Here is a 26,107-nt window from a genome sequence, read left to right on the forward strand (position 1 = left end):
GGCGCTCGCCCGACCTCGGGTGTGACGCTCGACTCCGACCTCGTCGCCCGCGTGACGGACGCGCTCTCGGCGGACGCGCCGCCGACCGCGACGACCGAACTCGACGGCGGACACGTCGGCCGCGTCTACCGACTCGATTTCGACGGGCGCGACCCCGTCGTCGCGAAGGTGGGCGACACGCCGCTCGACGTGGAGGCCGCGATGCTCGACTCGCTCGCCGCGGCCGGCCTTCCGGTCCCCGCGGTCCACCACGCCGACCCCGACCTGCTCGTCCTCGACTACGTCGAGGGCACGTCCGAGTTGACCTCCGCCGCCGAGCGCGACCTCGCCACCCACCTCGCCGCGCTCCACGAGACGACCGCGCCGGCGTTCGGCTTCCCCTACGACACCCTCTCCGGGCCGTACCGACAGCCGAACCCGTGGACCGACTCGTGGGTCGCGTTCTTCCGCGACCAGCGCCTCCTGCCGTGGACCGAGGCGGCGCTCGGTTCGGGACTCCCAGACGCGACGGCCGAGCGAATCGAGTCGGTCGCCGCCGACCTCGACGCCCTCCTCGTCGAACCGGCGGCCCCGCGACTCGTCCACGGCGACGTGTGGGGCGCGAACCTCCGCGTCCGCGACGACCGCGTCGTCGCCTTCCTCGACCCGGCGTGTTACTACGGCCACCCCGAGGTCGAACTGGCCTACATCGACTGGTTCGACGCCGCGGGCGACGCCTTCTTCGACGCCTACGACGAACGCCGACCCATCGCCGACGGCTTCTTCGAGCATCGCTCGCCCGTCTACGCGCTGTTTCCGCTCCTCGAACACGTCCGCGTCTTCGGGGCCGACTACGTCCCGTCGGTCGAAGACGCGCTGGACGAACTCGGCTACTGACGCCCCCGCGCAGGCGAGTTTCGAGCCGAATCGGGTCTGTGCGAACCGGCCGCGCACGCGAGATGCTTTTGTAAAGCTTAACACTACCCCCTGACCTAGCGGGACTATGAGCGACGAGCACGCCGGGGATTCCGGCGACGACTCGGGTCCGAATTCGGACGCGCGACCTATCGTCTATGATCTCGCACCGAACTGTACCGCCGACGACGTCGAGACCGACGCGTACTACCACGCCGTCGTCAACGGCGTCGTGGAGTACGGCATCTTCGTCGACGTCTCCGACTCCGTCTCCGGGCTCATCCACGAGTCCAACCTCTCGGCCGACTACGAGGTCGGGGACCGACTGGTCGTCCGCCTCGAATCCGTCCGCGACAACGGCGACATCGCGTTCGCCGAGGACACGCCCGACGACTACCGCACCCTGACCGTCGACCACGAGCCGACCATCACGCCTATCTCCAGTCTCTCGGTCGGCGAGTCGGTCACGGTCGAAGGCGTCGTCACGCAGATTAAGCAGACCGGCGGCCCGACCGTCTTCCGCATCGCCGACGACTCCGGCATCGTCGCCGCCGCCGCCTTCGAAGAGGCCGGCGTCCGCGCGTTCCCCGAAGTCGACCTCGACGACGTGGTCCGCATGGCCGGCACCGTCGAAGACCACGAGGGGACCCGTCAGCTCGAAGTCGACGGCCTCACCGTCCTCGACGACGAGACCGCGGCCGACGCCCGCCAGCGCATCGACGCCGCGCTCGACGAGCGCGCCGAGCCGGAGCCGGTCGAGCCGCTCGTGGAGTGGTCGGCGTTCGAGAAGCTCCGCGACGACCTCGAAGACGTGGCGCGCCTGCTCCGACGGACGGTCCTCGAAGGCCGCCCGATTCGCGTCCGTCACCACGCCGACGGCGACGGCATGTGCGCGTCCGTCCCGGTCCAACTGGCCCTCGAACGGCTCATCACGGAGGTCCACGACGACCCCGACGCGCCCCGTCACCTGTTCAAGCGCCTGCCGAGCAAGGCTCCGTTCTACGAGATGGAGGATGTGACCCGCGACCTGAACTTCGCGCTCGAAGGTCGCGCCCGCCACGGCCAGCGGCTCCCCTTCCTGCTCATGCTCGACAACGGGTCGACCGAGGAGGACGTGCCCGCCTACGAGAACCTCGCGCACTACGACGTGCCAATCGCGGTCGTCGACCACCACCACCCCGACCCCGAGGCGGTCGACCCGCTCCTCGACGCGCACGTCAACCCGTACCTCCACGACGAGGACTACCGCATTACGACCGGCATGATGTGCGTCGAACTCGCGCGGATGATTCACCCCGACGTGACCGACGAACTGCGTCACGTCCCCGCCGTCGCCGGGCTGTCCGACCGCTCGAAGGCGGAGGTCATGGACAACTACATCGCGCTCGCCGAAGACGAGGGCTACGACCGCGAACAGCTCCTCGACGTGGGCGAGGCGCTCGACTACGCCGCCCACTGGCTGCGCTACAACGACGGCGCATCCATCGTCAACGACGTGCTCAACGTCGGCTGTGACGACGAGGAGCGCCACCGCGAGCTCGTCGAGTTCCTCTCGACGCGCGCCGAGCGCGACGTGGACCGACAGCTCGAAGCCGCGGAGCCGCACCTCGAACACGAGCGCCTCGACAGCGGGGCCAACCTCTACCGCATCGACCTCGACAAGTGGGCCCACCGCTTTACCTACCCCGCGCCGGGCAAGACCACGGGCAAGCTCCACGACCGCAAGGTCCAGGAGACGGGCGAGCCGGTCATCACCATCGGCTACGGTCCCGACTTCGCCGTCCTCCGCTCCGACGGCGTCCGCCTCGACATCCCGCGGATGGTCGCCGAACTGAACGAGGAAGTCGTCGGCGGCGGCGTCTCCGGCGGCGGCCACCTCGTCGTCGGCTCCATCAAGTTCGTCAGCGGCATGCGCGAGGAGGTCATCGACAGCCTCGTCGAGAAGATGGCCGAAGCCGACATCGACGAAGAGCTGTCGACGACGGCGTAAGCCGGCGTTCGACTCTCAGACTGCGACCGCTCATTTTTCGAACTCCAGTCGTCTGAGCGCCGCGAGTCCGACGACGACCGCGAGGGCCGCCGCGGCGACGAGTCCGGGCTTCGGCTCCGCTCCGCGCCCGCTGGCTCGCCAGTCGGCCGCGAACGCCTCGCGGAAGTACGCCGCGGCGGCCGGGTCCGACAGCGCGAGGACGACTTCGCGGTTCTCGCGGGCCGAGTGCCGGTTCCAGTTGAGACTGCCGACGAGCGCGGTGTCGTCGGCGACGACGCCCTTCGCGTGAATCGCGCCGTACCGGTCGCCGGGGCGCGCGAGGCGGACCGAGAGCGGGCTGCCGGTGCGGTCGGCCCACTCGTTCAGGCGCTCGGCGAGCGCGCGGTTCTCCTCCTCGTCGTACCACGCGCTCCCGAGGAGGAGTCGGACGCGGACGCCGCGGTCGGCGGCGCGCTTGAGCGCGCGGACGAACGGGCCGTCGGCCTCGACGGTCGGTTGTAGCACGTCGATTCGGCGCTCGGCGGCATCGAGTCGGGCGACGACCGCGGACTCGGCGTTGTCGGGCGCGCGGAGGACGGCGACGCGGTCGACTCGAAGCGCCTCGGGCGCGATGCGCGACGGATACGAGCCGTTCGCCGATTCGGTGCGGACGAACGACCGGCCGACGCGGTACGTCTCCCACGAAGCGGTCTCTGGGAGGCTCGCATCGGTTTCGAACGTGGCCGCGAGGTCGGCCGCGACGGCCGGCGAGCGCGCGACGACGCCCCAGCCGCGGCTCTTTTTCCCGCCCGTTCCGGCGGGTTTCCAGTTTTCGGTCATCACGAGCGCCGCGTCGTCGACGACGGCGTACTTCGGGTGGTGAAACGAGTGCGGGTCGCCGACGACGCGGACCGACACGCCGGCGTCGACGAGGCGGTCGAGGACCCGCGCCGACCGCCGCGGGAAGCCGCCGACCGGGCTGTCCTCGACCAGTACCTCGACCTGCACGCCGCGCTCGCGAGCGGCGACGAGTTCGTCGGCGACGCGCGCGGAGGAGACGACGTAGCCGGCGAGCAGAATCCGCTCGTCGGCCGCCCGGAGCGTCGCTATCGGACGCCCCGGCGAGTCGGGGAGCACGAACAGCGTCGCGTTCGCGGGGCCGTGGGTCGTGACGTTCCGCCGGGGGAGCGTCCGCGGCCACCACGACCACGCGCCGTCCCGCCGTTCGAGGAGCGCGCCCTCGCGGCTCCGGTCGTAGCTGAGGCGGTCCGCGACGACGCCGTTGCCGGCCGCGTCGCCGTCGCCACCGACGACGCGGAGCGTGACCGTCTCGCCGCCGTTTGCGAGGTCGAGACCGGGCGCGACCACTGGGAGGTCGGTCAGGTTCGACGCCGCGGACGGGTCGGTGACGACGGCAACCGCCCCGCCGGGCGCGACGAAGGAGACGGTCTCCTCGCCGTCGGCCAGCGAGAGTTCGGTTCCCGCGGGCGCGGCGACGGCGACGAACTCGCCGCGGTCGTCGGGCGTCGCCGGGTCGGGGAGCGCGGCGACGATGCGCGGGTCGCCCGATACCGGCGGGTCGGCGGCGGTCGCTGATTCTGTCGCGTTCGCCGTTCCCGGCGCGGCCGCTATCGGCGCGGGGACGACGGCCGCGGCCGCGAGCAGGACGGCGAGCGAGACGGCGAACGCGGTGGTGGGGGGCCGTCGAGACACACCCCGCGGTGGTCGCGTTTCCCTACAAAAACGTTCGCGACCGGGGACTCAGCGCGAGCGACTGCGAGAGAAAGAGAACGAAAGGGGACCGCAGAGCCGCCGGACTGCCGCGTCGGTTGTGCGGTCTCAGACGGTCGCTTCGGCTTCGACATCGTCGCCGAGGAACTCGGCGGCGAGTTCGGCTTCGCGCTGGACGAGGAACGAGCGGTCGTCGGCGTAGCCGGCGGCCACTTCGAGCGCGTCGTTCGTGCCAATCTGCCGGAGCGCCCACGCGGCGCTGGCGCGGACGGCGTCCTCGTCGTCGTCGGCGACGACGTCCGACAGCGGCTCGACGGCGCGGGTGTCGCCGATGAGACCGAGCGCGCGAGCGGCGGCCGAGCGGACGTTGTCGTTTTCGGTGACGAGCTTGTTCGCGATGGGTTGGGTCGCCTCCTCGGAGCCGATTTCGCCGAGCGCCTTGAACACGACCTTCTGGAGCGCGGGGTCGCTGTCGGTGTCGACGTAGTCGACGAGCATCTCGACGCCCTCCTCGGCGGCCATCTTCCCGATGGCCTTGATGACGCCCTTGTCGCGGCGCTTGGCCTGCCCCTCGATAGTCTCGTAGGCGCGGTCGTCGTTCATCCGCGTGAACGCCTCGATGCAGTACTCCTGCATGAAGTCGGACTGGAAGCTCTCGAATGCGAGCGCAATCATCTCGACGTTGCCGCGCTTTTCGTGTTCCTTCAGCGCCGACAGCTCCGGCGGGAAGTCCTTGTAGTGGCCGAGCACGTCGTAGAAGCCCTGCACTTGGAGCTTCTCGCGGGTCTCGAGGTCGTCCCACTCCTGGGCGTCGTCGAGACCGTCCGCGAGGCCGTCCGCGACTTCGATGAGGTCCGCGATGGTCTCTGCGTCCTCGTCGGCGTCGAGGGCGGCCGCTTCGACGGCCGAGACGGCGTCGTCGATGGCGGCGGTGAGCGCGTCTTCGTCGTCACCGTCGACCGAGACGCTCGCGTCGAGCACGCCGTTGAACTCGTCGGCGAACGTCTCGACCGCGGCGACGATTTCGCCGTCGCCCTGCTCGGTCCACCGAGTGTCCGTAATCGTGGACTTCGCTTCTTCGAGCGTCTCGACGGCGTCGTCGGCGTAGGGACCGCGCTGGGATTCGAGGTCGTCGCGCAGGTCGGACAGGCGCGATTCGAGCTCCTCGGCGGGGTCGTCTTCGTCTTCGTCGTCCGGTTCGGGCAGGTCCGCGGCCTCCACGTCGGCCTCGATGTCGTCGAGCGTGGCCTCGACCTCGTCGAGGTCGGCTTCGGTCTCGGCCGCGTCGAAAGCCTCCTCGGCCTCGGTCAGGCGCTCGTCGAAGCTCTCGGGCGAGAGTTCTGTCGTATCGTCGTCCCCGTCACTCATATGCCGGAAGTCCGTTCGACTGTAAAAAGAGCGTTTCCCTTCGCTCCGCGTCTCGGGCCGGGACCGACCGCCGATTCCATTCGGGTCACTTTTTCGCGACCCGTCCGTTCCTCCGAGTGTGATCGGTCCCACTATCGCCGTCCCGCAGCGCGCCGCGTTCGACCTCGACCCGGCGCGAAACGAGGCGGACGTGCGCGCCCGCGCCGCCGACCTCCCCGAGTCGGTCGATATCGCGCTGTTCTCCGAGTACGCGCTCACGGGCTTCGTCGCGGACAGCCGCGCCTTCAGCGGCGCGATACCTCGGGAGCGCGCGACCGACTTCCTCGCCTCCGTCGCCGCGGAAAACGGCTTCGACGTACTGGCGGGCTACCTCGAACGCGACGGCGAGACGCTCCACAACGCGGCCGCCTACGTCCGACCCGACGGCTCGGCGACCGTCTACCGCAAGCGACACCTCTGGGGCGGCGAGGCCGATATCCTCGCGCCGGGCGACGAACTCGTCGTCGCGGACACGCCCGCCGGCCGGATGGGAATCCTCACCTGTTACGACCTGAACTTCGTCGGCGACAGCGCCGCGCTGACCGACGAGCGAGTCGACGCCCTGTTCGTCGTCGGCGCGTGGCCCGCCGCCCACTCGACGAACTGGCGACTGCTCTGTCGCGCCCGCGCCCTCGACGGGGTTCGCTGGCTCGTCGGCGCGAACCGGACGGGGAGCGGGTCGATTTCGGGAACCGCGGGTTCGGAGTACGCGGGTCGCTCGCTCGTCGTCAGGCCCGACGGCGTGGTCGCAGCCGCGCTGAACCGCGGCGAGCGCGACCTCGTGTGGACGCTCGACCGCGACCTCTTGGCCGAACAGCGCGCGTTCGTCGGCTCGGTCGAGTAGCCGAAACCGGACTGCATCACCGGAATCGAGGGGGGTTTTTCCGACCGCGCCCAATCGGGGGCGATGACGGACTCGCTCTTTACGCCGCTTTCGCTCCGCGAGACGGAGGTTCGAAACCGAATCATGGTCTCGCCGATGTGTCAGTACTCCTCGACCGACGGGTTCGCCGACGACTGGCATCTCGTCCACCTCGGCAGCCGCGCCGTCGGCGGCGCGGGCATCGTGATGTCCGAGGCGACGGCCGTCTCCCCCGAGGGGCGCATCACACCGAACGATCTCGGCATCTGGTCGGACGACCACGTCGAGAAGCTCAGCCAGATAACCTCGTTCGTCTCGTCGATGGGGAGCACGCCGGCTATCCAACTCGCCCACGCGGGCCGGAAGGCGAGCAAGACCCGTCCGTGGGAGGGGAGCGAGCCGGTCGCGCCCGACGACGGCGGGTGGACGACCGTCGCCCCGAGCGACGCGCCGTGGCCCTACGAGGGCGAGGCTCCGCCGACCCGAAAGCTCTCGGCCGACGGTATCGAAGGCGTCGTCGACGACTTCCGCGCGGCGGCCGAGCGCGCGCTCGACGCGGGCTTCGAAATCGCCGAGGTCCACGCGGCCCACGGCTACCTCCTCCACGAGTTCCTCTCGCCGGTGACGAACCACCGCGACGACGAGTACGGCGGCTCGTTCGAAAACCGGACGCGACTCCTCCGCGAGGTCACGGACGCGGTCCGCGGGGTCTGGCCCGACGACAAGCCCGTGTTCGTCCGCATCTCCGCGACCGACTGGCTGGACGACCGCGAGTCGTGGGACATCGAGCAGTCGATTCGCCTCGCGGCCGACCTCGACGACCTCGGCGTCGACCTCGTCGACGTGAGCGCCGGCGGCATCCACCCCGACCAGCGGATTCCGAACACCGGCCCCGGCTATCAGATTCCCTTCGCGGAGGTCATCCGCGAGGAGACCGACGCGATGGTCGGCGCGGTCGGCGGCATCCGAACCGCGCGCCACGCCGACGAGGTCGTCAGAAACGGGCGGGCCGACCTCGCCATCGTCGGCCGCGAGCATCTGTACGACCCGTACTTCGCGCTCCACGCCGCGGACGACCTCGACGCCGACGCGGAGTGGCCGCCGCAGTACCAGCGCGCCGTCCCGCGGCGGTAGCGACGGCGGTGCCCGAAACGCACCTCGCGTTCGCCCCCTCGAACGCTTATCCCCGCGGCGACCCAACCGTGGGCCATGAGCGACCGACGACGCGACGACGACATCCTCGACGTACTCGACGAACTCGGGGACACGCTCGACGAACTCGGCGCGGAACTCCGCGAGGAGCGCGACCGCAACCGCGGCCGTGGCCGCGACCGACGCGTCACCGGCGACGACCGATTTCGCCCCCCGCGCCCGCCGACGTTCGGTGAGGTCCTGCGGTTCACCGAGTCGTACACCATCCCGACGGTCATCGCCGTCCTCGAAGCGACCATCGCCTCCCTCGAACTGCTCCGCCGCCTCATGCGGCTTTCCGACCCCGGCCGCGCGATGGACGACGCCCGAACCGAGACGGAGGCACGGATGCGAAACGTCCCGAAGAGCGCCGTCTCCGGCGTCGACCGCGCCCTCGACGAACTCAGAAACGCGCTCTCGGAGGCCGACCTGCCCTCGAACCCCGAGGCGCGCGACGTGATGGACCGCGCCCGCTCGCTGGCCGACGAACTCGACGCGCGACTCAGCGAGGCCGAACGCGAGCGAACCGCCCGCGAGCGTCGCTGGCGCGAGGACGAACGCACGTTCGAATCCGAGTGGCAACGGCGCGACGACGCCCGGCGCTCCGGTGACGGGACCCGAGCCTCACGCGACGCCGAGCCGGTCGGGACCGGGCCGGTCCGCATCGACGTGACCGAGGAAGCCGGCCCGGACGGCGGCGACGACGGGAGCGGGAGCGACGAGCCGACTGTCGATGTCGACGCCGAACTGGAGTCGATTAAGCGCGAAGTGAACGGCGACGACGGGGACGACAGGGACGACGGGGACGACGGAACCGACGCCGGCGCGGGCGACGAGCCGAGCGACCGCTGAGCGGCGACTCCATGCTCCAGCGGCCCAGACGCGAGTAAAAAAGACTCTCGACGCGCCCGCTCAGACCGGCTCGAAGCGGTAGCCGTCCCACTCCTGACTCGCGGGCTCGCGGATGCCCGCGCCGGGTTCGCGGAGTTCCTCGCAGTAGACCGGGCGGACCTCGTCGCCGATGTCGACGTCGTCCTCGCCGGTGACCTGTCCGATGGCGCGGACGGGCTCGCCGTCCACGTCGAACTCGACGATGGCGAGCGTGTTGGGCTGGCGGACGCCCGGCGGCGTCGCCGTCGAGGTGGTCCACGTCAGCACCGTCGCCGTGTAGTCGCTGAGGTCGACCGTGCCGACCGGCTCCTCGCCGCCCGGACCGACCGGGTGGCCGGGGTAGGTGATGCTCCCGTCGGGGTAGCGGTACGCCTCCATCGCGGGTTCGTCGTCGGACATTATCGGGACTCCATGATGGTCGTGGTCACGCAGTTGCCGAAGCCGCCGACGTTACACGCGAGGCCCACGTCGGCGTCGACCTGCCGCTCGCCTGCGTCACCGATGAGCTGTTTGTAAATCTCGTACACCTGCGCGACGCCCGAAGCGCCGAGGGGGTGCCCCTTCGACTTCAGGCCGCCGGACGTGTTGATTGGGAGGTCGCCGTCGCGGTCGGTGACGCCCTCCTCGACGGCCTTCCAGCCCTCGCCCTTCTCGAAGAAGCCGAGGTCCTCCGACTGGAGGAATTCGAGGATGGTGAACATATCGTGGAGCTCCGCCACCTCGATGTCGTCGGGTTCGAGGTCGGCCATCTCGTAGGCGATTTCCGAGGAGTTGACGACGCCGCCCATCGTGGTCGGGTCGGCGCGCTCGTGGACGACGTGGGTGTCAGTCGCGCCGCCGATGCCGGAGATGACGGCGTAATCGTCGGTGTACTCGCGGGCGACCGACTCGGGGCAGAAGACGAGCGCCGCCGAGCCGTCGGTGATGGGACAGAAGTCGTAGAGGCGAAGCGGGTCGGCGACGACCGGCGAGTCGAGGACGGTGTCGAGGTCGACTTCCTTGCGGAACTGGGCGTGGGGGTTGTCGACGCCGTTTTTGTGGTTCTTGACGGCGACCTTCCCGAGGGACTCCCGCGGGGCGTCGTAGGTGTCGAGATAGAGCCGGGCGGTCAGCCCCGCGAAGGAGGGGAGCGTGACGCCGTGTTTGTACTCCACCGGGTGCGTCAGCGAGGCGATGACGTCCGTCGATTCGGCGGTCGAGCGGTGGGTCATCTTCTCGCCGCCGACGAGCATCGTCATGTCGGACGCGCCGGAGGCGACAGACTGCCACGCGGCGTAGACGCCCGCGCCGCCGGACGAGGAGGTCTGGTCGATTCGGGCGGTGTAGGCGGGCATCGCCGCGAGGTCGTGGGCGAGGGCGTTCGGGACGCCCGTCTGGCCCTCGAACTCGCCGCTCGCCATGTTCGAGACGTAGAGGTGCTCGATTTCGTCGGGCGAGACGTCGGCGTCCGCCAGCGCGGCCTGTCCCGCCTCCGCGAGCAGTTCGCGAATCCACGCGTCTCGCTGCCCGAACTGGGTCATCGATGCACCGATAATCGCTACGCGGTCCATACGCGCACGTCGTCGCAGCGCGATTTAAAACCGGGTAATCCCTCGCCGGCACGTCTCAAACCGTTTATCAGTCGGTCGCCCGAACGACCGGCCATGGACGCCGAACGCCTCGCGCCGACCGTCGGAATCGTCGGCGCGCTGCTCCTCGCAATCGCCGTCGCGATTCCCGCCGTCACCGTCGAGGGCGGGGACGGACAGGTGGCCGCCTACTACGCCGCGGGCCCGGTCGGCATCTCGTTCGTCGGAATGCTCGCGCTCCTCGAAACCGTCGTCTTCCTCTCGGGCAGACAGGAGCGGACCGACCCGGCGACGGCCGCCGGCCTCGCCTTCGTCCTCTCGCTTTCGATGCTCGGCATCGCCGCGCTGTGGTCGTTCTCTATCGACCAGACGCTCCTGTTCAGCTTCGACCAGCAGTACTCGTGGCTCACCTACCACCGCTGGTCCGTCGTGGCCGCCGCGTTCGTCACCTTCGTCGGCGGCGCGTGGTACGCCCGCGGCGTGTTGTGAGCCGGGAGCGACCGACCGGAACCGGCGACTCGCGGAGCCGACGCGTCGAACCACCCCGACGGTGTCCCCCGATTTTCCCGCACCCGAGTCGAAAGGCCCTTAACAGTCGGTGGATAATGAGGGAGTGGACTAGGTCGGGCAGTTAGGCCCTGCTCTTCACCCGCGAAATAGGTCTTTAGCGGGGACCGAACACGGGCGCGTCCGGTCAGACCGGCGCGGGCCCCGGAAGCCAACGTGGAAACCTCGTCCTTCGGGGACAGCGGTTCCGCGTACCCCTTCCGCAGGGAAGGGTTCGCGCGGTTCATCGGTGGTACCCCGCCAGGCGCGGAAGCGAGCAGCGGACCATCGGACGTGCGTCGCTCGAGGGATCGCGGGGTGGAGGAGGCAACCGGGATTCCCCACGTCGGAACGCCGGGCAACCTCGCTGTCCACCCATTCATACCTCATGCAGTTACTCCCCGACCGTCCGGTCTCTCGGTCGTAGACTCGCCGTCGGCCCTCGAAGCCGCGGTCTGGCGTCGTTACCGACCTCGTGAGCGACTGCAAACAGTAGACACTCGCGACCGTAAAAGACCGCACAAGGGGTCCGGTTCCCCGGGGGAGACGAGTACTATCTGCTCTCGGCTTCCGTCTCGGTCGCGTCGGCGTCGTCCGCCTCGGCCTCGTCTTCTTTCTCGTCTTCGTCGTCGCCCCCCTCCGCGCCCTTCTTCAGTTCCTCTTCGATTTCCTCGCGGCCGCGACGGAACTCGCCCATCGCCTGCCCCGACGACCGGGCCAGTTGGGGGAGTTTGTTCGCACCGAACAGGAGGACGACGATGAGCAGGACGATGAGCAGTTCTGGGCCGCCCGGCAGTCCGGGGAACAGCGGAATGGAATCCAGCATTACGTTCGGTTACGTTCGGAGGGAAGATAAGAGAGACGGTCCGTGTCGGCGTCTCGAAGTCGCCGTAGTCCGCGTGTTTCGGCACTCGTGGGCGTTCACACGACAGGACGCGGGCGGACGGAGCCGACCGCGTCGGCAACCGAACCGACACCGCGTCGCTCCCGCGTCACCGCCAACTGGTCCAGCCGCCGTCGACGACGATGGACTCGCCGGTGACGTACTTCGAGAGGTCGCTGGCGAGGAACACCGCCACGCCGGCCACGTCGTCCGGTTCGCCCTGCCGGCCGAGCGGAATCATGGCGGTCAACTGTGCGGTCTGTTCCTCGCCCGTCTCCTCGGCCCCCTCGGGGCCGATTTTCGTCCTGATAGCGCCGGGGTGAATCGCGTTCACCCGGACGCCGTCGCCGCCGAGACCGTGGGCGAGCGAGTACGAGAGCGTCCGAACGGCCCCCTTCGACGCGCTGTACGACGGGTAGTTGCCGTTGCCGAAGATGCCGTTGACGCTGGAGACGTTGATGATGCTTCCGCCGCCGGACTCGACCATCCGTTTCGCGGCCGCCTGCGCCCCGAAGTACACGCCCTTCAGGTTGATGTCCAGCATCCCTTGGAACTCGGCTTCGGTGACTTCGAGGAACTCCTCTGGCCGCCAGATACCGGCGTTGTTCACCATGACGTCCACGCCGCCGAACGCCTCGGCGGCGTCCATCGCCGCCTTGAACGCGGCCGGGTCGGTCACGTCGAGTTCGACGTACGTCGCCGACGAGTCGGTGTCCGACTCGATTTGCTCGTGGGTGGGCGCACCGCCCTCCTTCGGCTCTTCGCGGATGTCGCAGACCACCACGTCCGCGCCCACCTCGGCGTAGGCCAGCGCGATTCCCCGTCCGATACCCGAACTACCGCCGGTGACGACCGCGACGCGGCCGTCGAGCAGACTCATCTGTAATACACCTCACACGAATATCGGCGGAATGATAGTTAAGAATAGCCGCCGATTCCGACGGTGTGAGAGCCGCTGAGTGCTCTCCGCGGCGAGCAGCGATTCGGAGAAGATGCACCGGCTGGGAATCGAACCCAGATAATTGGCTTGGAAGGCCAATGTCTTACCATTAGACCACCGGTGCTCGCTCGCTTCGCTCGCTCGCACCGAGCCTCGGCCTCGCTTCGCTCGGCCGAGACACCGGTGCGCGCGAACGCCGCGTCTATCTCTTCATTCTCGACGCCCCAATAAGGATGTTACCTTTTCGGTCAGGCGGCGAGGGAGGTCGATTCGCCGCCCTCGTCGGGGTTGTCGGGGGCGCTCCCGACGACTTCGAACTCGAACTCCGCCTCAGCCTCGGACTCGCCGTCCACGGCGACTACCGTCACGTCTCGCTCGTCGGGGATGGCGACACCTAGCTCGCCGTCGGCGTCCGTCGTACCGGCGGCCTCGCCGTTTACCGTCACCGTCGCGTTCTCCACGGGCGTCCCGTTCCGCGTGACGACGACCGTCGCGTTCTCGCCGGCGGAGACGTTCCCGTCGAAGCTCACGGAGAGGTCGCCTTCGGCGTCGGATTCGGCGTTCTCACCGGCCTCGTCGGTCTCGTTTTCGCCCGCGTCGACCTCAGCCCCGGCTTCGGTGTCGGCTTCCGCTCCCGCGCCGACCTTCGTAATCGGCACGTCCGTCCCCGACTCGCTCACGACGGGCTTGAGGATGTACTTCCCGCTGTTGCCCGCCTTGAACGCCGTGATGTCGAAGACGAAGTCCACGGACTCGCCGTTGCCGACTTCGAAGTCCGTGTCGAGCTGGAGCTTGTTACTGGGGAGCTTCACGTTGACCCGTTCGCCGGTCTTCAGCGTCCCGTTCACCTCGCTCACGTGCACGAAGACCTTCGTGTAGTTCCCTTCGGGCACGCCGTACTCGCCGACGAGGCTCGCGTTTTCGCCTTGTAGTTCCGTCAGGTCGACGGTCGCGTTGTCGACCTCGTAGGCGACTCTCGACTCGCCTTCGGCCGCGTCGGTGTCGTTTACGTCGGCGGATTCGATGTCCGCATCGGCGTCGGCGTCGGCGTCAGCGTCGACCGACCCGTTGGTCGAGGCGGACGTGTTCGTCGTGTTCGCCGTCGCGTTAGCTTCGATTTCCACCTCGACGCTCGCGTTCGCCTCAGCGTCGGTGTCGTTCGCGGTGTCGGCCTCGGATTCAGTTTCGGTTCCGGTCTCATCGTCGGCCTCCGCGTCGTCAGTGTCGGCTTCGGTCTCCGATTCGACGTCACCGCTCGCGCGGACGAGCGTCACGCGCTCGATGGTGACGTTGAGGTGTTCGAAGTCCGCGATGGCGTTCTGCTCGTCGCTCACGTAGAAGTTCACGGTTCCCGTCCGGGCCGCGTCGTCGCCGTCGGACGACGCGGTCGTCGTCGCGTCGGCGGTCCCGTCGGTCTGCGTCTCGGTCATCGTGCCGGCCCCGCCCGCACAGCCGGCCAGTACGACCATGAGCGCGAGCAGGACAGTCGCAAGTCCAGTACGTTTCATCGTGGGAGACCGTACTGGCCGTGAGAACTTTAGAAGGGTGTTCGTAGACTTCGGTTTTCACCGAATTTCGCTGAATTACGGCCTCAATCGTCCGCGTGCGACTCGTTGAACTGCTTGGCCTTGTCGAGCAGGCCGGGCGAGATACCGGGCACGTCGTCGACGCTCACCGCGCCCTCGGCGCGAATCTCGTCGAGACTCTTGGGGAACTCGCGGAGCTCCATGTGGATGGCGATACCTGCCTTCGCGCCCTTGCCCATCGCCACCGGAATCTGGTTGTGGCCGGGGGTGATGTCACCGACCGCGAACACGCCGTCGACGCTGGTCCGACCGTGGTCGTCCACGGGGACCGTCCCGTCGTCGTCGAGGTCCACGTCGAGCGCCTCGAACAGCGTCGTGTTGTAGTTCGAGCCGTACATGGCGAAGCCACCCTTGTACTCGCGGACGGTGCCGTCTTCGAACTCGAAGCTCTCCAGCCAGCCGTCGTCGCGCTTCGTCATGCCCGAAAGCTCCTCCTCGACGATGTCGACGGGGTGCGCGCGGACGAGTTCGTCCGTCTCGTCGGACCACGTCGGCTCGTCGCCGCGGAGCAGCAGGTCCACCTCGTCGGTGAAGTTGAGCATTATCATGGCGACGTAGGCTGCCGAGTCCGAGTGACCCATCACGTACACCGACTCGTCGACGAACATGTAGGCGTCGCAGTGGAGGCAGTAATGCAGACCCTTGCCGGTGCGGGGCAGCGGCGGCTCGGGGCGCTCGTCGTTGAAGCCGACGCCGAGCACGACGCGCTCGGCGACGAACTCGCCCTCGTTGCCGACGAGGCGGAACCGGCCGTCGTCCAACCGCTCCGCGTCGGTCACGAAGTCGCGGTGGATGTCGGTCCCGTAGTCTTCGAGCTGGCCGCGCGCGGTTTCGAGGAACTCGTTGCCCGAGGTGTCCTCGGTGACGCCGATGACGTTGTGCGTGTCGAGCATCATGGCCGCGCGGCCGCCGCCGCGGTCCACGAGCGCGGTGTCGTGGCCCAGTCGCGTCGTGTAGAGCGCGGTCTGGAGGCCCGCGGGGCCGCCGCCCACGACGACAACCTCGTACTCCCGTGGTTCGTCGGTCTCGGTCATACACGGGAATTCGTCGCGGCGCTCTTAAGCCCACATCACCTGTGCGCGGCCGGCATCCACCCGAAACGTGTTAGCAACCAACACGATTCCGTCCGTGAGGCCCCAGTCCCGACCAACGCTCAGCAGCCGGCGACGACGGCGTAGCAGTTCCCGCTGGAGACCGTCGATTCGACCACCGCGAGGTCGCTCGCGTCGAGGTCGGCGTCGAACTCGTCGGGCGCGTAGATGTGGTAAAAGCGGGGGACCGTTTCGCCGCCGGGGAGCGTCCAGTCGACCGTCGTGTCGAAGCCGTCCTCGCGGTCGAACGTGTCGTGGGCGGTGCTCCACGCGCTGACGACCGCGCGGCCGTCGGCGTCGAGCACGCGCGCGAGTTCGTTCAGGCTGGCAACGCGCGCCGCCCGCGGCGCGAGGTGGTGAACCGTCGCCACGTACACCGCGAGGTCGAAGGCGTCGTCGGTGAAGGGAAGCCGCGAGGCGTCGCCCTGCACGAGTCCGGCGTCGAAGCCGCGTTCGGCCGCCCGCGCGACCGCCTCGTCGAGCAGGCCGCGGCTCACGTCGAGGCCGACGACCTCGTCGGCGTGCTCGGAGAGGAGGTCGACGTGCCGGCCGTTACCGCAGCCGAGGTCGAGCGCGCGGGCGGCCGGTCCCGACTCGGTCGCGTCGGCGACGAACGACTCGACTTCGGGCCACGGATACTCGCGGGTGGACGCGAAGTGCGACGCGATGCGGTCGTACGTCTCGCGGACCCCGTCTCGGGGTTCGTCTCCGTCCATGCCGGTCGGTCGGGGCGGCGGGACAAAGACCGCACGGGTCGCGGGCGTCGGTCGGGGGTCGTTCCCCTGATGAGTCGCGCGCGCTCAGATGAACAGGAACGTCACGTAGGTGATGACGAGCAGGATGGCGGCGTGTTTGACGCCGTCGGCAATCTGCCCCTCGCCGAGCTGTCCGGCGATGACCCCCGAGCAGAGCCCCTGAATGGCCGTGACGTGGAAGAACAACAGCGTGTACGACTCGGTGTCCACGTCGCGCAGGCCCGAGAACGCGCCCGAGGAGACGCCGGCGACCTCGCCGGAGCCGACGCCTCCGGCGCTGGCCTGCTCGACCGCCGGGATGAACGACACCGTCAGCGCGGCGATGATACCGAGGAAGACGAGAAACGAGATGTAGATGACGAGGAGGTACGTGAGCATCTCCTGGTTCCGCTCGCGGGCGAGGCGGCGGCTGTCTTGGGCCTCGTTGGCCGCGATGCGGAGCACGGGCGCGAGGTCGCCGCTGGCGCTCATCGCGTTGGTGATGAGCGTCACCGACCGCGACACCATCGGGCTGGCCGTCCGGCGGTCCATCCGCCGGAGCGCGGTCTGTGCGTCAGCCCCCCAGTCGATGTCGCGGACGGCGCGCTCGACCTCGTCGCCGAGCGGCCCGAGGTCCGACGCCGACACCCGGCGGAGGCTCTGGACGACCGTCAGCCCGGCTTCGTTGACGCTCGCGAGGCGGTCGAGGAAGTCGGGCATGCTGCGCTCGATGGCGCGGATTCGGCGCTTTCGCAGCTCGTGGAACGCCGAGACGACGACGAGCGAACCGATTGCGGCCTCGACGACGTGTTCGTCCACCGCGTCGGCGACGCCGAGTATCGTGGGGTCCGCGGGAATCGTGGCCCGCAGCGCGACCCAGACGAGCCCCAGCGGGACGGTGAGCGCGAGCGCGACGAGCGGCTTGCGTCCGAGGGTGTCGAGCGGGCGCTCGAACCAGTTGCGGAGCGCGCGGAGCCGGTCGTAGGCGGCGAGCCGCTCGCGGTTCGCGCGCCACGGGTCGCCTCGGGCATCGGTCTCGCCGCCGTCGGTCGCGGGGGCCGAGCCGACGCCGCCGGTCGCGTCGATGCGCCGGGCCGACTCGGCCGCGGTGTCAGCGCCGTCGTCGGCAACCGCCGCGCCCCGGAGCGACTCGGTGATACTGTCGATGTAGACGACGAAGCCGAAGCTCGCCAGCGGGATGCCGACGTAGCCGACGATGCGGATGACCGTCAGCGTGTCCGCGAGGACGAGACCGATGACGACGAGCACGGTGATGAAAAACAGCGGGCCGGCGACGAGGACGGTGACGTACACCTCCGCGAACGTCGAAAGCAAGTCGAGGTACTGCTGTTGTTGGGCTTCGGCTTCCTCCTGAAACCGCTCGTACTGCTCTTGGAGGAACGACGAGAGGTTGCGACCGCTCCCGAGGACGCTGGCGAGGTTCTCTGCGAACTCCTCGAGGCTCGGACTCGGCGTCCGCGTCGCCATCGTCTGGAGCGACGAGAGCACGTCGGTGCCGAAGGCGTCCATGTCGCGGACGACGATGGAAACCTCGCGCGCCGCCTCGCCGTAGATGGCCTCGTTTCGCGCCAGCGTCTCCAGCACCTGTGGGAACGGCATCCCCGACCGCGACAGCGCGAAGACGAACGCGACCGTCCGCGGGAGCGTCGCCTCGATTTCCGACGAGCGGGTCCGCGCCCGCTCGGTGAGGACGTACCACCGACCCCAGTAGACGCCGAGCGCGAGGAGCGCCCCGAGCGTCGCGCTCGAAAGCAGCAGTGCGAGAAACAGGTCGCGGAGCGGGAGCGCCTGAATGCTCGTGAGGCCGCCGAGGAAGCCGAGCGCACCGGGGAGGACCTCCCGAATCGTCTCGGATTGGACGGCGAGGGTGTCGAGCGTCACGGCGGCGAGGTAGACGCCGAAGACGCTCCCGGCGACGCCGAAGACGGTCGCCATGAGGAGCGTCCGCGAGGCGTACACGCGGTGGGTGACGCTCACGTGCGCCGCCCGCAGCTGCGTTCGCTGTTCCCTGCGCCGGGGGTTCTCGTTGGCGACGTAGAAGCCGAAGACGGAGAGCGCGACCCGCGAGACGAGGAGGTCGGCCGCGCGGCTCACCGGCGACAGGACGACGGGCAAGACGAGGAGGACGGCGAGCACGAGCGGGAGCAGATACAGGTACTGTGCGACCATCTCAGGCCTCCGAGCCGGCGTCGACGATGTCCTCGTCGGCCTCGACGCGCCGCATCACGTCTTCCGAGTCCGCGTAGTACTCGTTGATGAGCGCGGTAAAGCGCCGGTAGTCGGTGACGCCCTTGTCGAGGAGGTATCGGAGGAACCCCTCGCGCCGCCGGAGTTCGCGCCGGAGTTCGGTCCGCGACCAGCCGTTTTCGCGCTGGATTTCGGTGAGCAGCGAGCTGTCGTTTTGACTGAACGTGTCCGTCTCGGGCTCCCACGCGAACGCCGACGAGTAGTCGAGTTCGCCGGTCCGCTGGTCGATGTCGCCGATTTCACCGATGGTCTGCGAGCGGCGGACGCGCTCGCCGCCGTGACGGGTGAGCGTCTGGACGCACAGCAGGTCGAGCGACTGCACCATCGCGCGCGGGACGTTGATCGGCTCGTTTTCGAGGCGGTTGATGACCGTCTCGATGCTGTCGGCGTGCATCGTCGAGAACGTCGTGTGGCCGGTGTTCATCGCCTGGAACAAGGTCACGGCCTCGTCGCCGCGAACCTCGCCGACGATGATGTACTCGGGGCGGTGCCGGAGCGCCGAGCGAAGCAGGTCGTACATCGAGATGTCGGTCCCCTCGTGGAGTCGCTCGCGGGTGACAGACGACAGCCAGTTGTCGTGGTAGAGCGCGAGTTCGCGGGTGTCCTCGATGGACAGCACCTTCGACCGCGGCGGGACGAACATCGACACCGCGTTCATCGAGGTGGTCTTGCCCGAGGCCGTCCCGCCCGCGAAGATGAGGCTCTTGTTGTGTTCGATACAGAGCCACAGGTAGGCCATCTGCTCGATGGAGAACGTGCCGTAGCGCACGAGGTCGATTGGGGTGAACGGCTCTTCGGCGTAGAGGCGGATGGTAAACGCCGACCCGCGCGGCGTGACCTCCTCCCCGAGGGCTAACTCGGCGCGCGCGCCGTTCGGGAGCGTCGTCCCGAGGACGGGGTCACCGACGCTGATGTGCTGGCCGGAGCGCTGGGCGAGGCGGATGACGAAGTTGTCGAGTTCCTCGGCGGCGAACGAGACGTTCGTGGCGATGTCGGTGTACTCGTCGTGGTAGACGAAAAGCGGCAGGTCGTAGCCGTCACACGAGATGTCCTCGATGTGGGGGTCCTTCATCAGCGGGTCCAGCGGGCCGTAGCCGTGGAAGTCGCGCCGGAGGTAGTACAACAGCGTGTAGAAGGTGTTCATGTCGAGTTCCAGCCCGTACTGTTCGAGAATCGACTGAAGCTCCTCGACCAGCGCCGTCTCGGTCCGCGGGTCCGCCTCGCGGCGGTACAAAAGCGGGTCGCGGATGTCGGTGCGGACGCGTTCGAGCAGCGACGCCTCGAACTCGTCGAGGTCGGGTTCGACGGTGTGGTACTGGTGGGCGGTCGCGTCCGTGTCGTAGGTGACGACGACGTAGGCGAAGGGGGCGTTCACCCAGTAGCGCTCGACCTCCTCGTGGCCCTCGGGGACCTCGTAAGTTCCGAGCGGCGTGTCGTCGGGCGAAAGCGGGTGCACGTCGAGGTCCGACCCCCGAAGCATCTCGGCGGTTCGGCGCAAGAGCCGCTCCGCTTCGGCGGCCGCGGCGTCGAACTCCCCGCTGGCGAGGAGTCTCCACACCCCTCGTTCCACCGACGGGTCGCGCATTCCCCTCGTCTCGCTCGTCGTATCTCGTGCCATCGTCACCCGGTCAGTTGGTCGGGGATATGGTGGGTCGAGACTTAAAAGGTCCGCGCGGGAGACTGTCATTCGACGAGCAGGACCGGTCGCGACTCGCCGTCAGGTCCGGTCGACGGTCAGGAGGACGCCGGCGAGGACGAGCGAGATGACGACGCCGAGCGGGAGCGGAATCCCCGGAATCCCGCGCGTCACGAGGAGGTACGTCGCGGCGGCGAGGACGACGCCGACGACGCCGAGGAGGCCGCCGAGCACCCGAACGGGGTCGACCGGGCCGGCTTCGACCCGCTCGTCGCGCAGGTAGTACACGAGCGAAAACAGGACCGCGAGCGCGAGGACGGCCGCGCCGACGACCCACGCCTGATAGGCGACGGCGACGGTCTGCCCCGATTGGAGCGAGAGCGCGGACAGCGGGCTTCTGATTGCGACACGGCTGGACAGGCCCCACGAGAACTGCACCTCCGCGAAGGGGAACCGGACGAAAAGCAGGCTCACGCCCGAGAGGTTCGGCGTGTACGTGACGTTCCACGGGAGGAGCGCACAGAGCCACGTCGAGACGACGGCCAGCGCACCCGCGTGTTCGGAGCGGACCCAGACCATAGGACAATCGCACGGTCTGACAGGTAAAAACTACCGACAGTCCGGGGCGCGCCAGTGGGGCAGCAGGACGGGAGAGGACGCGCTCGGTCGACTCTCAGGAGAGCCGTTTGGGGTCGCCGTGCGTCAGGTCGCTCTCGTCGGCGTCGCCGGTGTTGAGCGTCTCGGTCGGCTCGACGAGCAGCGCTTCGGTCGGTTCGAGCGCCACGGGGCGGTGTTCGACGCCGCGGGGGACCACGAGGAGGTCGCCCGGGCCGAGGTCCGCGTCGTCGCGGTCGCGGAACTCGATTCGGAGCCGTCCGTCGCGGACGAGAAACAGTTCGTCGGTGTCGTCGTGGGCGTGCCAGACGAACTCGCCGTCGAGTTTCGCGACTTTCACCGCGTAGTCGTTCAGCTCCGCGGCAATTCGCGGGGCCCACGTCTCGTCGAACGACGCGAAGCTCTCGTCGAGGTTGACGGGTTCCATATGCGGTTCGCTCGCGGCGGCGGCCGATAACCGTTGTGCCGAGCGCGCGTCGAACCGGCGTAATCGGCCGGTTTCGACGCCGGAACCACGCTTCGGGCGGCGTCACGTTAATAGGCGGCGCAGTACAACCAACGGTACGGAATGCGGCGTGACTACTTCGAACTCGATGTCCGCGATGTCGATTGGTACGAGGACGACGGCGACCCCCGCCAACCGACGGTATCTATCGACTTCTACGGCCCGGCCGAGGAGCTTCGGTCGCGGTTCCTCTCGACCAGCGGCGACGTGCTCGCCGCGGAGGAACTGGACGTCTCCTTTCGGCTGCAAGACTCCGTCGACGCCGACGACGCCCGCGGCGTCGTGAGCGTGACGGACCGACTGACCGGCGACTACGTCCTCGAACTCAACGCCCGCGCCGACGACGTGCTCGACTTCATTCGGGCGGCCCGCGAGTACGGACGCGCCGCGGGCGACGACGAGGGGCGCTACCGCGTCGACGTGGCCATCGAGGGGGACCACTTCGAGACCTTCGAGAAATCGACGTTCCTCGTCTACGACGGCGACGGGACGCTCCTGCGGAGCCAGAGCCTCATCCCCTCGGGCGTCGAACTCTGAGCCGGAGCCCGTCGGTCGACGGTCGACAGCGCGGACGACGTTTTCTCTCGATGCGTTCCTCACGCTCGTTCGTGTACGATATCGGGCCGAACCACGTCTTCTTTACCGACCGCTCCCACAGAGAGTACCGTGAGAAACGTAACCGACCGCACGAGAAACCCGTTCGACATGCGACCGTCGTGTGACCGGTACGTCCCCGGCTACGGCGACGCCAACGCCGACTTCCACGTCATCGGCGACCACCCCGGCGTCCACGGGGGCATCGAGACCGGCGTCCCCTTCGCGGGGGGCGCAGGCGAGAAGCTGTTCCCGGCGCTCGAAGACGGCGAGTTGCTGGCCGAGGCCGGCGACGAACCGACCGTGAACAGCACGTTCTTCTCGTATTTGCACATGTGCGTGCCGGACGGCACGCCGTCGGCGGCCGACTACACCGACATGGAGCGCTTTTTCGACGCGGAGCTCCGCGCCATCGCCGCCCACGTCCTCCTGCCGGTCGGCGCGGTGGCGACGAAGCACGTCCTGAACAACTACACGTCGGTCGGCTGGAAGACGGACATCGACATGGAAGCACTCCACGGCGAGGAACTCCGCGGGAGCGGCTTCCTCGTGTTGCCCATCAAGGACCCCGCCGAGTGGGACGACGGCGACCACGACGAACTCGTCGCCGGCCTGCTGGAGCTTCAGTCGACCGACTTCCGCCGCGAATCCGACCTCGGCCGCTTCATGCCCGGAGCGGACCCGTATCTGGTCAGATAGCGTATTTTCGGCCGCGTTCGACTCTCGTCCGCGGATTCGATAGATTCTTCACCATTCTAGCGTCCGTTCGTCCAGTAACAACCATGAAGGTTACTAGGTGTCCAGTTAATACGGCTAAATGAACCACATAAGAGCATATTTATCCAGTCGTTCTGGAGGCCGTGGTTCTAATTGGCGATAACAAAGGACTTTTTACAACTAGTGTCCAACGTGGTGTTGACGCGCGTGGTTCGATTCACTTCCGCCGGGCGCGTCAGGCAGCTGTGAGACTGGTGCTCCTCACAGTGGCTTGGTCAGTCCGGGGACCTGCGCTCGGCCGCGGTCCCCGCTCTTAACTCAGACACGAGCGATAGCTCGACGTCTCGTCACGGAGAATCGCGCTCCGAAAGCGACCGCGCTCCGATTAGAGCTTGTCCGCGAGTCGCTTGAGCGCGCCGTATCCGTACTCAGTGACCGGCTCGCCGTGGCCCACCGCGACCACGTCGACCGGCGGGCAGCGCGCCGCGAACGCGCGGACGCTCCGTCTGTTCTCCGCGGCGTCGGTCGCGATGAATCCCGGCAGCAGCCCGAGGCTCCCGTTCGACTCGCGGACCATGTCGCCGACGAACGCGACGCCGTGGTCCTCGTGGACGAACGCGGTGTGGCCGGGGGTGTGTCCCGGCGTCCGGTACGCGACGAAGCCGCCGAGTTCGTCGCCGTCGCGGACGACCTCCACGGGGTTCGTCGGGCGCTCGACGAACGCCGCGAGCGCGCGCTGTGCGACGCCTTTCAGCGAGCGAGGCGACGGCTTCGACGCGCCGGTCAGGTGCGAGGCGTCCGGCTCGGCGAGGTGAATCGGCACGTCGTCGCGGAGGCTGAGCGAGGCGAGCGACCCGACGTGGTCGAGGTCGAAATGGGTCACGAGCACCCGGTCGATAGCGCCGGGGTCGAGGTCGGAGCGGGCGAGGCCGCGGAGGAGTCGGTCGCGGTCCCACGGCGTCCCGGCGTCGACGAGCACCGTCTCCGAGCCGTCGGAGACGAGGTACGCGTTCACGCCGCGGAGTCGGAACCGCCGGACCGAGTCGGTCGGGATGGCCATACCGGCCCGTCGGGCGCGGGCGACAAAAATCGTGGGCGAGGGCGGCCCGCACGCCGCGACTTCCGAGGCGGCCGCCTGCCGGGACGCCCCGCACCGCGCCAGCTACCGCGAGGCGAAGAGATACCACCCGGCGTCGACGACGAACCCGCCGGCCCCGAGAAGCGGGCAGACGACGAAGCCGAGGAGGTCGACCGCGACGGGGCGGCCGACGCCGACCGCGCCGGCCACCACGAGCGCCAGCGGGACGGCCGCCGCGAGCGCGTAGACCCACGTTGTCCACGCGTGGCCGAACCGGGCGATGACTCCGGCGACCGAAACCGCGAGGAGCGCCGCCGCGACCGGGAGGACGACCACCGTCGGCGTCGCCGCCGCGGTCTGCAAAGCGGCGAGGCTCGGCACCGACAGCGGCGACGACGCGAGAAGCGCCGCGGCGGGCGCGGCGGTGTCGAGCGACGCGAGCGCGGTCACGAACCCCGCGCCGTCGCCCGAGAGGTGCCACGCCAAGCCGCCGAGATACGCCAGCAGCGCGCCGAGCGAGACGCCCCAGCCGTACCAAAGCGGGTTCGTCCCCCCGGACGCTGACGCGGACGCCGACTCGGAGCCGTCGCGTTCGCGTTCGAACCGGCCGGTCGTCCCCGTTCGACTGGACTGCGTGTTTCGGGTGCGGCCGCGCGACGCCCCGCTCGCGGCCGACGACTGCGATGCGCCCGTAGTCCGCGACGACGACCCGGAGGCGCGCGACGAGGAAGCCGACCCCGAGCGGCGCGACCGACCCGACCGCGACGAACTCGCGGTCGAAGACGAAGACGACGCGCGCCCGGACGACGACCGGGACGACGAGGAGGACGACCGACCGGAAGAAGACGAGGAGGACGACGTGGACGAGGACGACCGGCCGGTCGAGGACCCCGACGAACCTGACCGCCCGCCGGCGTCGGCGCTTCCAGAGCCGCCGGCCCCGGCCTGCTCGTCGGCCTTGCCGGGGTATCTGAACTTCGTCAGGCCGTCGAGGCGCTTTTCGACGTACGTCCCGTGGCCCATCCGGTCGTAGTCGGCGCGCTCGGCGTCGTCGGTGAGGACTTCGTAGGCCTTCCGGACGACGGTGAACTGCGCCGTGGCTCGCTCGTCGTCGTTGACGTCGGGGTGGTACTCCCGAGCGCGCTGACGAAAGGCCTGCTTTATCTCCGCCGTCTCGGCGTCGCGTTCGACCCCGAGGAGTTCGTAGAAGTCCACCGGCATTCGACGTGCGATTCGATGCGACGCCGGCTTTTGAATGTACCGGGCGTTCGCCCGGCGAATCGAGCCGGTGACCGACCGCGTGCCGGCGAGCGCGCGACAAACCGCGGGACGCCGCGTCCCCGAGACCATTCGGAATAATCATGCACCTCGGCGGTTAGGTGGCCGCATGGAACGGATACGGCTCGGTAACACCGTCTTCGAGGGCCTCAACAACGCCTATCTCCTCCCCGGCGACCGACCGACGCTGGTCGACGCCGGCGTGGCGACCGACTCGGTCCGCCGCGACCTCCGCGAGGGACTCGACGCGGCCGGGTGCGGGGTTGCGGACCTCGACGCCATCGTCCTCACCCACTGGCACGCCGACCACGCCGGACTGGCGGGCGAACTCCAGGCCGAGAGCGGCGCCCCGGTCTACGTCCACGCCGACGACGCGGGCATCGTCGCGGGCGACCCCGACGCGGTCGCGGCCGAGCGCTCGATTCGCGAGCGCCGCTTCGACGAGTGGCGTATCCCCGACGAACCGCTCGCCGAAGTGACCGCGTTCCTCGACGGCCACGACGACCTCCGGGGCGACCGCGTCGACGTGACGCCCGTCGAGGACGGCGACCGCATCGCCGCCGGCGACGGCGAACTCGAAGTCGTCCACCTCCCCGGCCACGCCGCCGGCCTGAGCGCTTTCGCCTTCGACGGCGAGCCCGGCGCGGGTCGCCAGGCGTTCGTCGGCGACGCGATTCTCCCGAAGTACACCCCGAACGTCGGCGGCGCTGACCTGCGGGTCGACCGCCCCCTCGAAACCTATCTCGACAGCCTCGCGCGCCTCGCGGCCCTCGACTTCGAGCGGGCGTGGCCCGGCCACCGCGACCCCATCTCCGACCCCGCCGGCCGGGCGCGCATCATCGCGGAGCACCACCGCGAGCGCACCGAGCGCGTCGTCTCCGTCCTCGACGATCACGGCCCGGCCGACGCGTGGACCGTGAGCGCGCGCCTGTTCGGCGACCTCGAAGCCATCCACATCCTCCACGGCCCCGGCGAGGCGTTCGCCCATCTGGACCACCTCGTCGCCGAGGGCGTCGTCGCGCCCCCGGACGACGGCGGGCGGTACGAACTCCTCGACGCGGACCCGGACTTCGACGAACTGGTCGCGGTTCCCGAGACGAAACGTTAAAACGCCGCTGGAGGG

Annotated in this window: 24 protein-coding genes, 1 tRNA gene and 1 other RNA gene; 10 read left to right on the forward strand and 16 right to left on the reverse strand. The window is 69.0% G+C overall.

Features of this window, described 5'->3' with window-relative positions; all coding sequences use genetic code 11:
• The first annotated feature begins 21 nt into the window (after window positions 1-21).
• Together E4P24_RS05415 and E4P24_RS05420 are read left to right on the forward strand one after the other, a co-directional pair.
• Window positions 22-876: a fructosamine kinase family protein gene (locus tag E4P24_RS05415; protein ID WP_115802379.1), complete on the forward strand. Its 855-nt coding sequence runs from the start codon at window positions 22-24 to the stop codon at window positions 874-876.
• 106 nt (window positions 877-982) lie between these two features.
• Window positions 983-2,884, forward strand: coding sequence for a DHH family phosphoesterase (locus E4P24_RS05420; protein ID WP_004064056.1), 1,902 nt, complete (start codon window positions 983-985; stop codon window positions 2,882-2,884).
• Between the two features lie 30 nt (window positions 2,885-2,914).
• On the opposite strand, the gene E4P24_RS05425 is transcribed toward E4P24_RS05420, so the two are convergent.
• Together E4P24_RS05425 and E4P24_RS05430 are read right to left on the reverse strand one after the other, a co-directional pair.
• The gene (locus E4P24_RS05425; protein WP_115802381.1) at window positions 2,915-4,576 is read right to left on the reverse strand and encodes a phosphatidylserine/phosphatidylglycerophosphate/cardiolipin synthase family protein; all 1,662 of its coding nucleotides are present in this window, start codon (window positions 4,574-4,576) and stop codon (window positions 2,915-2,917) included.
• Between the two features lie 126 nt (window positions 4,577-4,702).
• On the reverse strand, window positions 4,703-5,962 hold the full coding sequence (locus E4P24_RS05430) for a HEAT repeat domain-containing protein (RefSeq protein ID WP_188148215.1): 1,260 nt from the start codon (window positions 5,960-5,962) through the stop codon (window positions 4,703-4,705).
• A 118-nt stretch (window positions 5,963-6,080) separates the two neighbouring features.
• On the opposite strand from E4P24_RS05430, the gene E4P24_RS05435 reads away from it, so the two are divergent.
• The 3 genes from E4P24_RS05435 (at window position 6,081) to E4P24_RS05445 (ending at window position 8,906) form a co-directional block, all read left to right on the forward strand.
• Complete coding sequence (locus E4P24_RS05435) at window positions 6,081-6,845, forward strand: carbon-nitrogen hydrolase family protein (RefSeq protein ID WP_188148216.1); 765 nt, start codon at window positions 6,081-6,083, stop codon at window positions 6,843-6,845.
• A gap of 63 nt (window positions 6,846-6,908) precedes the next feature.
• A complete protein-coding gene (locus E4P24_RS05440) occupies window positions 6,909-7,997 on the forward strand; it encodes an NADH:flavin oxidoreductase/NADH oxidase (RefSeq protein WP_004043920.1) in 1,089 nt (362 codons plus the stop codon).
• Between the two features lie 75 nt (window positions 7,998-8,072).
• Complete coding sequence (locus tag E4P24_RS05445; protein ID WP_188148217.1) at window positions 8,073-8,906, forward strand: hypothetical protein; 834 nt, start codon at window positions 8,073-8,075, stop codon at window positions 8,904-8,906.
• Between the two features lie 60 nt (window positions 8,907-8,966).
• Here E4P24_RS05445 and E4P24_RS05450 read toward each other — a convergent pair whose 3' ends face one another.
• Both E4P24_RS05450 and E4P24_RS05455 read right to left on the reverse strand, forming a co-directional pair.
• A complete protein-coding gene (locus tag E4P24_RS05450; RefSeq protein ID WP_115802384.1) occupies window positions 8,967-9,344 on the reverse strand; it encodes an OB-fold domain-containing protein in 378 nt (125 codons plus the stop codon).
• A complete protein-coding gene (locus tag E4P24_RS05455; RefSeq protein ID WP_004064046.1) occupies window positions 9,344-10,495 on the reverse strand; it encodes an acetyl-CoA acyltransferase in 1,152 nt (383 codons plus the stop codon). Before E4P24_RS05455 ends, E4P24_RS05450 begins: the two co-directional genes overlap by 1 nt.
• Window positions 10,496-10,588: 93 nt before the next feature.
• On the opposite strand from E4P24_RS05455, the gene E4P24_RS05460 reads away from it, so the two are divergent.
• A complete protein-coding gene (locus E4P24_RS05460) occupies window positions 10,589-11,002 on the forward strand; it encodes a hypothetical protein (RefSeq protein WP_004043916.1) in 414 nt (137 codons plus the stop codon).
• Window positions 11,003-11,124: 122 nt separating this feature from the next.
• Window positions 11,125-11,436, forward strand: an RNA gene (ffs, locus tag E4P24_RS05465) — signal recognition particle sRNA.
• 176 nt (window positions 11,437-11,612) lie between these two features.
• On the opposite strand, the gene tatAo is transcribed toward ffs, so the two are convergent.
• From tatAo to E4P24_RS05515, 10 genes are all read right to left on the reverse strand, one after another.
• Window positions 11,613-11,885, reverse strand: coding sequence for a Sec-independent protein translocase protein TatAo (gene tatAo, locus E4P24_RS05470; protein ID WP_115860151.1), 273 nt, complete (start codon window positions 11,883-11,885; stop codon window positions 11,613-11,615).
• Window positions 11,886-12,051: 166 nt separating this feature from the next.
• Window positions 12,052-12,822 carry an SDR family oxidoreductase gene (locus E4P24_RS05475; protein ID WP_115802386.1) on the reverse strand — a complete coding sequence of 257 codons (771 nt, stop codon included), beginning with the start codon at window positions 12,820-12,822 and terminating at the stop codon, window positions 12,052-12,054.
• A gap of 113 nt (window positions 12,823-12,935) precedes the next feature.
• Window positions 12,936-13,006, reverse strand: a tRNA-Gly gene (locus E4P24_RS05480).
• Between the two features lie 124 nt (window positions 13,007-13,130).
• Complete coding sequence (locus E4P24_RS05485; RefSeq protein ID WP_188148656.1) at window positions 13,131-14,351, reverse strand: DUF4382 domain-containing protein; 1,221 nt, start codon at window positions 14,349-14,351, stop codon at window positions 13,131-13,133.
• Between the two features lie 122 nt (window positions 14,352-14,473).
• Complete coding sequence (locus tag E4P24_RS05490) at window positions 14,474-15,502, reverse strand: NAD(P)/FAD-dependent oxidoreductase (RefSeq protein ID WP_004043912.1); 1,029 nt, start codon at window positions 15,500-15,502, stop codon at window positions 14,474-14,476.
• Between the two features lie 119 nt (window positions 15,503-15,621).
• The gene (locus E4P24_RS05495; protein WP_004064038.1) at window positions 15,622-16,275 is read right to left on the reverse strand and encodes a class I SAM-dependent methyltransferase; all 654 of its coding nucleotides are present in this window, start codon (window positions 16,273-16,275) and stop codon (window positions 15,622-15,624) included.
• Window positions 16,276-16,359: 84 nt separating this feature from the next.
• Window positions 16,360-18,483 carry a type II secretion system F family protein gene (locus E4P24_RS05500; protein WP_188148218.1) on the reverse strand — a complete coding sequence of 708 codons (2,124 nt, stop codon included), beginning with the start codon at window positions 18,481-18,483 and terminating at the stop codon, window positions 16,360-16,362.
• A gap of 1 nt (window position 18,484) precedes the next feature.
• Complete coding sequence (locus tag E4P24_RS05505; protein WP_188148657.1) at window positions 18,485-20,146, reverse strand: type II/IV secretion system ATPase subunit; 1,662 nt, start codon at window positions 20,144-20,146, stop codon at window positions 18,485-18,487.
• Window positions 20,147-20,278: 132 nt separating this feature from the next.
• Window positions 20,279-20,776 (reverse strand): hypothetical protein, encoded by a 498-nt coding sequence (locus E4P24_RS05510; protein ID WP_115860145.1) that lies wholly within the window; start codon window positions 20,774-20,776, stop codon window positions 20,279-20,281.
• Window positions 20,777-20,870: 94 nt separating this feature from the next.
• A complete protein-coding gene (locus E4P24_RS05515; RefSeq protein ID WP_115860143.1) occupies window positions 20,871-21,239 on the reverse strand; it encodes a cupin domain-containing protein in 369 nt (122 codons plus the stop codon).
• 141 nt (window positions 21,240-21,380) lie between these two features.
• Between E4P24_RS05515 and E4P24_RS05520 the strand changes: the two genes are divergently transcribed.
• On the forward strand, window positions 21,381-21,854 hold the full coding sequence (locus E4P24_RS05520; protein WP_004043906.1) for a DUF5793 family protein: 474 nt from the start codon (window positions 21,381-21,383) through the stop codon (window positions 21,852-21,854).
• Between the two features lie 129 nt (window positions 21,855-21,983).
• Window positions 21,984-22,610 carry a uracil-DNA glycosylase family protein gene (locus E4P24_RS05525; protein ID WP_004064030.1) on the forward strand — a complete coding sequence of 209 codons (627 nt, stop codon included), beginning with the start codon at window positions 21,984-21,986 and terminating at the stop codon, window positions 22,608-22,610.
• Window positions 22,611-23,013: 403 nt separating this feature from the next.
• On the opposite strand, the gene E4P24_RS05530 is transcribed toward E4P24_RS05525, so the two are convergent.
• Window positions 23,014-23,688, reverse strand: a complete 675-nt coding sequence (locus E4P24_RS05530; RefSeq protein ID WP_115860141.1) for an MBL fold metallo-hydrolase — start codon at window positions 23,686-23,688, stop codon at window positions 23,014-23,016.
• Between the two features lie 102 nt (window positions 23,689-23,790).
• Entirely contained in the window at window positions 23,791-24,927 is a 1,137-nt protein-coding gene (locus E4P24_RS05535; RefSeq protein WP_115891406.1) for a J domain-containing protein, read from the reverse strand.
• Between the two features lie 166 nt (window positions 24,928-25,093).
• Here E4P24_RS05535 and E4P24_RS05540 point away from each other — a divergent pair, with 166 nt between their 5' ends.
• Window positions 25,094-26,092, forward strand: coding sequence for an MBL fold metallo-hydrolase (locus E4P24_RS05540; RefSeq protein WP_188148219.1), 999 nt, complete (start codon window positions 25,094-25,096; stop codon window positions 26,090-26,092).
• Window positions 26,093-26,107: the final 15 nt, after the last annotated feature.

Source organism: Haloferax sp. AS1, from assembly GCF_014530665.1.
GTDB lineage: Archaea > Halobacteriota > Halobacteria > Halobacteriales > Haloferacaceae > Haloferax > Haloferax volcanii.